Origin of the sequence: Lachnoclostridium sp. An169, assembly GCF_002160525.1 — a bacterium.
Lineage (GTDB): Bacteria > Bacillota > Clostridia > Lachnospirales > Lachnospiraceae > Mediterraneibacter > Mediterraneibacter cottocaccae.
This window is the reverse complement of the sequence record NZ_NFKT01000061.1, coordinates 1-10,022: the sequence shown is the minus strand read 5'-3', so window position 1 is coordinate 10,022 and position 10,022 is coordinate 1. Positions and strand designations below refer to the sequence as shown.

9 protein-coding genes are annotated in these 10,022 nt (G+C 47.2%); all 9 read right to left on the bottom strand.

What is annotated here, in order from left to right:
* On the bottom strand, positions 1-652 hold a 652-nt coding region (locus B5F07_RS21935), incomplete at its 3' end, for an ABC transporter ATP-binding protein (protein WP_087163301.1).
* A gap of 185 nt (positions 653-837) precedes the next feature.
* Positions 838-1,875, bottom strand: coding sequence for a sensor histidine kinase (locus B5F07_RS21930; protein ID WP_087163300.1), 1,038 nt, complete (start codon positions 1,873-1,875; stop codon positions 838-840).
* Positions 1,872-2,534, bottom strand: a complete 663-nt coding sequence (locus B5F07_RS21925) for a response regulator transcription factor (RefSeq protein WP_087163299.1) — start codon at positions 2,532-2,534, stop codon at positions 1,872-1,874. Before B5F07_RS21925 ends, B5F07_RS21930 begins: the two co-directional genes overlap by 4 nt.
* 12 nt (positions 2,535-2,546) lie before the next feature.
* Positions 2,547-4,001: a DUF6612 family protein gene (locus tag B5F07_RS21920; RefSeq protein ID WP_087163298.1), complete on the bottom strand. Its 1,455-nt coding sequence runs from the start codon at positions 3,999-4,001 to the stop codon at positions 2,547-2,549.
* Positions 4,002-4,057: 56 nt separating this feature from the next.
* Positions 4,058-5,167, bottom strand: a complete 1,110-nt coding sequence (locus tag B5F07_RS21915; RefSeq protein ID WP_242972628.1) for a DUF3810 domain-containing protein — start codon at positions 5,165-5,167, stop codon at positions 4,058-4,060.
* A 336-nt stretch (positions 5,168-5,503) separates the two neighbouring features.
* On the bottom strand, positions 5,504-6,148 hold the full coding sequence (locus B5F07_RS21910) for a hypothetical protein (RefSeq protein ID WP_087163297.1): 645 nt from the start codon (positions 6,146-6,148) through the stop codon (positions 5,504-5,506).
* 177 nt (positions 6,149-6,325) lie between these two features.
* Positions 6,326-7,519 (bottom strand): ATP-binding protein, encoded by a 1,194-nt coding sequence (locus B5F07_RS21905; protein ID WP_087163296.1) that lies wholly within the window; start codon positions 7,517-7,519, stop codon positions 6,326-6,328.
* A gap of 221 nt (positions 7,520-7,740) precedes the next feature.
* Positions 7,741-8,151, bottom strand: coding sequence for a TIGR04076 family protein (locus B5F07_RS21900; RefSeq protein ID WP_087163295.1), 411 nt, complete (start codon positions 8,149-8,151; stop codon positions 7,741-7,743).
* A 21-nt stretch (positions 8,152-8,172) separates the two neighbouring features.
* Positions 8,173-9,837, bottom strand: coding sequence for an AAA family ATPase (locus tag B5F07_RS21895; protein WP_087163294.1), 1,665 nt, complete (start codon positions 9,835-9,837; stop codon positions 8,173-8,175).
* Positions 9,838-10,022 lie beyond the last annotated feature (185 nt).

Below are 10,022 nucleotides of genomic sequence, written 5' to 3'. Positions count from 1 at the left end.
AGCGTACTCTCTGGCGATCCGCTATTAAAGAAATCAGGGTTGATAAAGAGAAAAATATCACGGGTATTTCTTTCGGGTAATGTTGTACTAATGTGACATTGCCCGTGGGTTCATCGGCCAACACCATGGCTGGATTCGAAGCAATGGCGCGCGCCGCGGCCACTCTCTGCTGCTGTCCTCCGGACATCTGATAGGGATATTTCTCGAGTACGTCTGTGATTCCAAGAGATTCCGCCACCTGATTTACCCGGATCTTGATCTGCTCCGGCTTCATACCGCCGATGGACAACGCCAGTGAAATATTTTCACAGGCGGTCAGCGTATCCAGAAGGTTAAAATCCTGAAAGATAAATCCCAGTTTCCGTCCCCGGAAATCTGACAGCTTTGAACCGTGCAGCTTCGTGATATCCTGCCCTTCCACATAAATGTGACCGCTGGTCACCGTATCAATGGTTGAGATACAGTTGAGAAGCGTGGTCTTCCCTGAGCCGGAAGCCCCCATGATCCCGAGAAATTCTCCCCGGTCCACAGAAAACGAGATATGATCCACCGCTTTGGTCAGATTCCCTTTATTCCCATAATATTTTTGTATATCTTCCACCCGCAGTATCGTCTCTCCCTGTCCTGATACTGCAAATTTTCTGTCCTGCATATGATCCGTCCTTTCTGTATGTTCGTTCTGTGTGCTCTTTCTGAATTCTCAGGCATTTCCATTCTTGTATGCCTCTGATAAATTCTTCTTTCTGCATATCTAATTTACCACGCACGGCAAACCCCCGCCATTATATGAGATTACATTTACCTTACCGGAATGTAAGGTGAGAAAAAAGAGGCGGACTAAAGTCCTGCCTCTCTTATCATGCTCTCCGCCGGAAATTCCAGGGTGATCTCTGTGCTCTCACCCGGAACACTTTCCGCCGTGATCCTTATATTCATCTGACCGCAGAGTTTTCTGCACAGATACAGCCCGATCCCCGTGGATTTCGTGTACCTTCTTCCGTTTTCCCCGGTAAATCCCTTGTCAAAGATCCGGGAAATATCTCTTCCGGGTATCCCGATCCCGTTGTCCTGTACTGTAAGCAGTACTTCGTTCCTTTCCTGACTTCCGGAAAATGTCAAATGGAACGGCTCCTTTGTTCCCTCTCTATCCGGCTTTCTGTATTTAACCGCATTGGAAATGATCTGCCCCACGGTAAAGGAACAGCTCTTGATATCTGCACTGACCGGAATATCAAGATTTTCCATATGAATCTTTGCACCTGACTGGATCAGCGGTCTGGAATATGCCTTGAGCGCCAGATTCACGATCTCCCGCAGAGTCGTCTTTTCCACCTTAAAATCCTTCTCTGCCTCTGTGCTCCGCGCATAATAGAGCACCTGTTCCACCAGAGCGTCAATCTTTCCAATCTCATCGCCAATCCGCAGAGTGGTCCGGTTTTTGTCATTCTCGATCATCAGACCTGCCGATGTGATCGGCGTCTTGATCTCGTGAACCCAGGAATCCAGATATTCCCGGTACTCACGGTTCTTCTGCTCCATGGCAGCAATCCGGTCATTCTCATATTTGCTGTTCCTGCGCAGGATCTCCATCAGGATCTGCCCGTCCAGGAACTGCGGTTCTTCTGAAATTTCCGCCAACAGCGTCTTCTCCTCCAACTGGTCCGAAAGTTCAAAAAGCCTGCGGTAAAACGCTCTCCGTCTCGCATAGTCCCAGACAAGAGAAGCAAAAGCTGCCCCGCAGAAGATTGCCTCTACAAAAAGGATAAAGATTCCCCGCACATCCGCAAGCCACAGAAGAAGCGCCGCAAGAGACGCCGCTGCAGCCAGACAGGCCAGTGAAACGATCCGGTCCGTCAGATAGCTTTTCAGTCTCATACGCAGTACCCCATCCCCCGCTTTGTCTGCAGATAATCCGGCAGCCCGATCCCGGCAAGTTTCTTCCGCAGACGGACGATATTCACATTCAGCGTATTTTCGTCAATAAATTCCTCACTCTGCCACAGCTCATCAATGATGGCGTCCCGGGGAATGATATTTCCCTTATTTTCCATAAGAAGCCGCAGGATTCCCATTTCATTTTTTGTAAGCTCCGCCTCTGCCCCTCCATGGCTGACCGTAGCGCGCATCAGGTTCAGCGTCAGCCCGTTGTGCATGAGCACCGTTCCCGGCTGCGCTTCATAGACCCGGGAAATAAGCTTCTGAATCCGGGCCAGAAGCACCTGGGCATTGTAAGGTTTTGTGATATAGTCGTCTGCGCCGGTATTGAGACTCATCAGTTCATCGAAGTCCGAGCTGCGGCTCGTCAGCACAATAATGGGGACGCCGGATTTTCTCCGCAGCTCCCTGCAGATCTGGAATCCATCCTGATATGGCAGGTTCAGATCCAGCAGCACCAGATCCGGCTCCGCCGCAAGGCATTTCTCCACAATCCGCTCAAAATCATCATCTGTCCCGCATTCATACCCGTACTTCTGCAGGAAACGGGACAGCTCCTTCCGGATCGATGCATCATCTTCTATAATAAATATCTTCATGTTCGCTTTCCTTTATTCATACCTGCCGAGCCTTATCTCCGTAACCTGCCCCGACTCCGCATCAACATCTACAGAGCATCCGTTATAGTAACTTCCCTCCTCATACCAGGAATAGATGTCAATCACCTCTCCCTCATATACATCGTCCGCCTCGCCGTATGCCGCAACCACATCCTCTGCACTGCTCCCCGTTCGGATTCCACCGGGGAAGAGGATATCGATTCCGCCCTGCATGGTATCGAATTCACTCACCGTAAGACCCACGATCAGACATTCCGAGACAGACTGCGCTTCTTCGCCCGCAGGAAGCAGGTCTGCCAGAATCTCGTTACCGTTTTCATCTTTAAACCAGGCTGCGCCAAAATCGGTAATCATACTGTCTTCCGGCAGGTAATCCGTGTCAACACTTAATCCCGCTGCCTCCAGATCCGCTATCGTACACGGCAGAGTGAGCACTTTGTCGTTGATCTTTACTGTATAGCTGTCCCAGTGGGTTCCGAGCTCCCCAAGCTGTGACGCGGGCTCCAGTCCATCTGTTTCATCCGTATCGTCTGTTCCGTTCTGTCCGTCAGGCTGTGCAAAGACTTCTTCCTCTTCCTGCCCTGCGATTCCGAAAAGGGAATCATCACCATCTGCCTCCGGGGCATTCAGAGCTTCTTCCGGCACTGTGATCTCCCGGATACTGTCATATTCCAGAAACGTAATCTCCATATAGTATTCCGAAATTTCCAGATCCTCTGCTCCCGTACCGCCTGCTGCCCCTGCCAGGCTTCCCGCCAGATCCTTCATATCAATCCACAGTCTTGCCGGAAGGATACTCTCCCGGTAAATTTCCAGAGTACACGGGATCTCGGCTTCGGCGATGTCTTCCTCGTCGATAGAAAGCCCGCTGACCGAACTGAGAAGATCATCATCCAGCAGATCCGTCAGCGCATCGCCTCCGATGTCCCCGGTAAGTTCATAACACTCCTGCCCGTTTACATCCGTCAGCTCCCCGGAAAGCTCAAATACGGACGCCTGCTCCCGGATATCGGAAAATGTATCTGCTTCCAGTGCTCCCTCCGCACTCTCGGACACAGATTTCACCCAGTAATCTCCTATTCCCGTGTATACAGTATATCCTTCCTCCACAGGAACCGTGTAGATCTCCAGATCTGTTCCGACATTCATTCCCATAACACTCAGCGACATATTTCCGGTTAAATGGCTTGTCTCTGCCTTTTTTACCGTCTCTACATCCATGTCTGCCTCCATCCCGATCTCTGCGCCGCCGCTCTCCATCTGCGCCGACATTTTCAGGTTGTAGACGAAAGATTCTGCCGCTTCTACATTTCTCGCCATATCCTGCAGCAGATTTTCCGGAGTTGCCTTTTTTCCGCATCCCGGAATGAACACAGCCGTGATCACCATAACTGCAGCTGCCGTCCCGGCTGCCCTGATCTTTCGATTCAACCGCTTTCTTTTCATATGCTTTTTCCTCCCTCTGTTTTTTGAGTCTGGGTTTCTACAAATGGCATTCTCTGTCATCCCTGCCGGTAATAAGCCACAATCAGGTCCACCATCCGGTTATAACTCTGCACACCGTCTGCCTGTCCGTTAGCTTTCAGATAAGTATCGTTGATCCGGTCCGCCGTCTCGGAGATCATTCCCTCATAGCTGTCCCAGAAGGCATTATTTGCCGCCAGATCCGGCTCCGCTCCCTCGTCAAGAAGTCCCCTTACCTGCTGCCATGTCTCATAATCCGCACGGTACAGCGCATTCATGCAGTATACCCAGCCGGACAGATATCCGCTATACTGAAAGTCCATACGCTCCGATCCGGCACATGCCAGAAATGCGATAAAATTCGCCTCCTGCTCCTGCATGAATCCCCGCAGATGGGAGAGCTCATGGCAGACTGTAAACGGCGTATTGTAAGCGGTCATATCCCCGTTGTAGTTCGCCTCCACCGTAAAAGGGGAATATACACCTGTAAGCCCCTGATAGGAAAGGATCTCCGACACGATAATCTTCTTGGGCTGCGGATAATATCCCTGCAGGGCGGAATACTTTTCTCCCAGGCTCTCCATGGCTTCCACCGCCCCGGATCCTTCCGGCGCGTCCAGTTTCATAACGCCGCTTTCATCCCGGCTGACATTTTCCACTCTCTGATTCACTTCTTCGGTCAGCCAGACGCAGACCTGCCGCAGATCCTCCACTGTATATTGGGAAGTGATGATTCCCTCCTCCTGGGAAAAAGATCTTCTGTGGTAGTTGATCCCGCATCCCACGGTATAGAGGAACGCCAGAATGGCAACTGTCAGCATCACTCCGGAGAACCACCGGTAGAGTACATTTCCCGCACCGCCTTTCCGGATGATCTTCCGCACAGATAACACAACGGAGAAAATCAGCTCCAGGATCAGTCCGTACAGACAGATCTCCACCACGGAAAACGGAAATATTACCATAATCCGCCCGATTACGGATACAAGCACGGGATAGACTGTCTGCGAATACCACTCGGCAAAAGCCGGAACCTGCGCCGCCGTCACCATGAACACTGCACTTAAGCTCAGCAGGATCACCGCTGTTATCAGTCTGTATTTTGTACTATGCCTTTCTTTTCCGGAAACTGTTCTTTTACGGGCCAATTGTCTTCATCCTCTGTTTCTGTTTTCATGAACCTTGATTCAGTGAATTCTGATGCAATGAACTCTGATTCAATGAATTCATTATAACATCCCCGGCAGGATAAGAGAATAGCGACTGAGCTGAAACCACACATTTCATCACTCACTGTGACACCCGCAATTCTGTATCATACCGGGTCATGGAAAAACCGGGGATGGTCCGCACGGGGAGTGGGGCGGACGGAAAAAGAGACAGGCTCCCGATTTCCACTCAAGAGTCTGTCTCTGTATCTTTTCAATAATAATTTTTTTGCAGTTCTTTAGCCTTTCTGCGCCGCATTACCTTTCCGTCTCTCGTTACTCAAAGAAGAACTCTGCAAACGCTTTCAGGTTCTCATCCTTCTCCGAAGCAGCCAGCGCACCTGCATATACCGGTTCATAGAACGTAATCCCATATTCCTGCCACTTCTCGCTCTTGGACAGATCGAGGACTCCGTTGGTCATATACTGCTCATACTGCCCGTAGTCATCCCCCAGTATCTCGCTCCAGTCACGGAATCCGCCCTGCTCATCGTACTCCTCGTAAGTCTCTTCATTGCAGATAAACAGATCCACTGTTCCGGAAGCAAGCAGTACCATTCTCTTTGTCACATCCGTGTAATCATCGCCGGATCCCGCTGATGCATCCATGGTAATCGTCTCATATTTGTCCCCGGTTCCAATGTAGTCAAGGAGGTCGTCCGTCATCCGATCAATCTGTTCCTGCGCATTCATGTCCGCATCTACGATTGCGATGGACAGAAGCTCCACCTTCATGGCATTCTGTACCATCGTCACGATAATACTCCCGACCATGATAACCGCCAGAAGTACCACAAGCCATATCTTATAGTAGGTCCAAAGATACTCGATCTTCTGTCTGAATGTCATGGATTTCAGTTTCTGAAACTCCAACTGTCTTTTCTCTTTTGACGTTAAGTCTGATTCATGCTTTTGCTCCATAAATTTTGTACATCCTTCTCTCTTCTGACATGTATTTCCTGTTACGGATCTACGGTGTGCAACACAACAAAAACTCTCTGTGCACTGCGCAGATTTTGTCATGGATAAATGTACCGCCCCTCCGGCGCACCGATTATAGACAGTTTAACCTATTTTGCTGTTTATTGCAAATTATTTTCACGACAGGAGCCAATCCGCTATATCGAAAATCTGAATCCCTTCGTAGCTGTATACCGGATGTTTTGTCCGGGCAATGATCATTTTGGGATAGGCATCCCGAACCTGCAGCAGCGGCGAACATTCTCTTATGAGAGTTTCCTGCGCGGAAATATTATCGCTGACCTGAATATAAATCTTTTCGCCGCCTTTCTGCGCAACAAAATCGATCTCTTTCTGATACAGCTTCCCGACATACACATCATATCCCCGGCGGAGCAGCTCAATACACACAATATTCTCATACACTCTGCCATAGTCCATATTTCTGCTGCCCAGAATAGCATAGCGAATGCCGGTATCGCACAAGTAGAATTTCTCCGTGCTCTCCAGATACTTTTTCCCACGGATGTCATAGCGTTTTATATCATAAAAGACGAATGCATTGCACAAATATTTGATATATCTGCCAACTGTTACATGATTTGTTGCAGCATTATTTTTCGTCAGCATCTGGCTGACTTTATTAGGCGAGGTCAGATTGCTGATGTTATCCATCAGAAACTCACTTAACCGCTGCAAAACCAGTGTGTCCGGGAGAGAATATTTCTGGACAAGATCTCTGGTGACAATCGTTTCATAAACCTCTTTAATATAATTGGTTCTGTCTTTTTCCGTTCTGTATGGGTAAGAACCTGCAAGTCCGCCCCGAAGCACATACTCGTCAAACAGCTTTTCTTTATCATCGATCTCGTCGTAATACTGACAGTATTCTGTAAAACTAAAGGGAAATACATGAATTTCGATATATCTTCCGGTAAAAAGTGTTGCCAGATCAGCGCTCAGTAAAAAAGCATTGGACCCGGTCACATAAATATCATATTTCCCTTTCGAGTGCAGGCTGTTGACTGCCAGTTCAAACTTCGGGCACATCTGTACTTCATCTATAAAAAGATAATTCGTTTTTCCTTCCTGGTAATGCTCCTCCACATAAGCGTGCAGTGCATGATATTCTTTTATTTCCTCAAACTCCAGATCCATAAAGTCAATAAATATAATATTGATATTCAGGACATGGTTTTTCAGGTATTCTGTATATGCCTGCATCAGTTTTGATTTTCCCGAACGGCGGATTCCGGTAATAATCTTTATGTCCGGTGTGCCATTCAATTCAATGATTCTGTTCAGATAATTTGCCCTCGTAATTATTTTCATAGAATCTCTCGCTTTCAAAAATTAAATTTTTTTTATTTTTTGAAACTGAATCTGTACTTGTATTATAGCCCCTGAAGATAGTATATTCAACTATTCAATTTCAAAAACATAAATTTTTTCATTTTTTGAAACCGCGCAGAAATCCACAAAAAAGAAGAAAAACTCCAGGCAGTCACTACTGCCTCCAACAGCAGTTATTGCCCGAAGTTTTCCGCAAAATATCATCCGGTATAAGCGTCCTCAGCACTGTTTTTAAAGTTCTGTTTCTCCAGCCACTGCCTTTCCTCCTCTGTCTCCGGAATATCGATTCTCTCGATCTTGAAGATCACAGGTCTGGTGCCGTCATTACAGCAGGCGATCATCATCCTCTCATCATTCGTCCACTTATGCATGATCGATCCGCCCTGGAGCGCTGCGTAGACATATCTGCTGACCGCGTCCCACGCTTCACCGCAGAATTTTCCGTTCATCAGATGATAGAAATCATCCTGCTCCTCCGTTCTTTTCAGAATAAAGGTATCTCCCTTCTTAAAAAACGGACATGGGCCTGATTTCGGATCTGCGAGATATTTTTCCTGATATTCGGGGAATACCTTTGTGTCAAGTACTGTTATTTTACATTCATGCTGCATATGCTGTTACCTCCATATTTTTTATTTCACCATACATTCCTTCCGGTAAAACGCCACCCCATATTTCAGGATATCACTATACCCTTCCTGGCGAAGCGCTTCCTCGTATTTCTGCTCTTCGATCTGGCGCAGTGCCTCGTCGCACTTCTTTTCCAGATCCCGATAAGTATCTGCCACCTTGATTTCGATAATCACTGCTTTTCCTCTGACGCTGGGGTATTTCAGCAGGATATCCGGTCTCCCGTTTCCGGATTCCCGGTTTGACAGGACAATATAGCTGCCGATATTCTTCAACATTCCCGCAAGGAAACCATGATAATAACTCTCCTGATAATCATAAAAGCTAATCGTCTCCATCAGGTTCTGCGACAGTATCTCCGCCATTTTCGCCCGGTCACCGTTTAATATACTTTCATAAAGAGGGGTAAGTTCTTTCTTATCGGTCTTTTCCTCAAACCAGCGGAGTACTGTATTTTTATAAATATAGCGCACCTCTGCATTTGGAATCGCCATCTCAACGTATAATGTCTCGCCCTCCATATGCTCGCTGATCTTCTTCAGATATCCGGTAAAAAACAGGAAATTCCAGAGATTGTCCTGGGTGGAATCCATCTCGTCATAAGTGATATCTTCATGGATCGGCTTGGTGATCGTCTTCCCCTCGATCAGAGCTTCAATCTCCTGCCTTACAGAAATATCCGCCTTTTCCACAAGAGTACGCACAATACTGTTGGAACTGGTGTTGGACCAGTAAGGTTTAGCAAATGCATTCTTGTTCTGATAGCTGGAGTCCACATAATTAATCACACTCCACGGGTTGTATACTTCGGTATTTCCAAACAGATAGCCATCGTACCATTTGCGAACCACATCTTCATTGTCCTGAATTCCATAATACTTCAGCATCTCATGAACTTCCCTGCCAGTAAAGCCAAAATGTTCATTATAGGACTCAGACAGAATCGAAATGATTTTCAGGTTATTGAGTCCGGTGAATATCGATTCCTTGCTGATCCGCAGACATCCGGTAACAACGGCAAACTCCAGCGTATCATTTGTCTTAAACGCAGACTCGAAAATGGAACGGATCAGATCCGTCATCTTCTCGTAAAATCCTCTGAAATATGAATTTTCCAGTGGAACATCGTACTCATCGACAAGGATCACTGTTCCGGTTCCATAACAGGAATACAGACACTCGGACAGAAACTTAAGCGACGTAAGATATTCCTTTTCGTCTGCGGCACGGTTCATGAATAATTCGTATTTTTCCCTGTCGTCTTCTGTATCCAGCTTTTCGATAATCTCTCTGTGCTTTTTATATTCTCCGGCAATTTCTTCTTTCAGGCAGTGAAATGCTTCTTCGTAGCTGCCCTGCTTCATGGATTTCAAAGAGAGGGCTATCACCGGGTATCTCCCCATCTCTCTTAAATACTTTTCTCCCGCAGCCATAATCTTTGTCCCCGCAAAGAGACTGCTGCGGTCTTCCTCTGTTTTCTCAAAAAAATACCTGAGCATACTCATATTCAGAGTCTTTCCAAAACGGCGCGGACGCGTAAACAGATTGACCTTACCTTTCAGGTCGATCAGATCTTTGATCAACAGCGTCTTATCCACATAGTAGTACCCTTTTTCGATCATTTCCCTGAAATTCTCCACACCTACCGGCAACGGCGTCCAGTCCATGACAGAGCCTCCTTCCCAAACCGAATTCTGCTTTTCTCTCATTTTACTACGGCTGTGAGAACCGTGCAATATTTATCCTTCTTGAGTTTCCGCAGAATTATCCCCCTCAGATATATCTGCCGCCTTTTGTTATTCACAACTTTCAAAAAATGGCCAAAATATAAGGAATCCTGTTCCTTTTTGAT

What these genes read in the sequence shown, in the direction of transcription:
- B5F07_RS21900 (WP_087163295.1), bottom strand. Translation starts at nt 8,151, where the DNA reads ATGCAGCATGAATGTAAAATAACAGTACTTGACACAAAGGTATTCCCC.
- B5F07_RS21920 (WP_087163298.1), bottom strand. Translation starts at nt 4,001, where the DNA reads ATGAAAAGAAAGCGGTTGAATCGAAAGATCAGGGCAGCCGGGACGGCA.
- B5F07_RS21930 (WP_087163300.1), bottom strand. Translation starts at nt 1,875, where the DNA reads ATGAGACTGAAAAGCTATCTGACGGACCGGATCGTTTCACTGGCCTGT.
- B5F07_RS21905 (WP_087163296.1), bottom strand. Translation starts at nt 7,519, where the DNA reads ATGAAAATAATTACGAGGGCAAATTATCTGAACAGAATCATTGAATTG.
- B5F07_RS21910 (WP_087163297.1), bottom strand. Translation starts at nt 6,148, where the DNA reads ATGGAGCAAAAGCATGAATCAGACTTAACGTCAAAAGAGAAAAGACAG.
- B5F07_RS21895 (WP_087163294.1), bottom strand. Translation starts at nt 9,837, where the DNA reads ATGGACTGGACGCCGTTGCCGGTAGGTGTGGAGAATTTCAGGGAAATG.
- B5F07_RS21925 (WP_087163299.1), bottom strand. Translation starts at nt 2,534, where the DNA reads ATGAAGATATTTATTATAGAAGATGATGCATCGATCCGGAAGGAGCTG.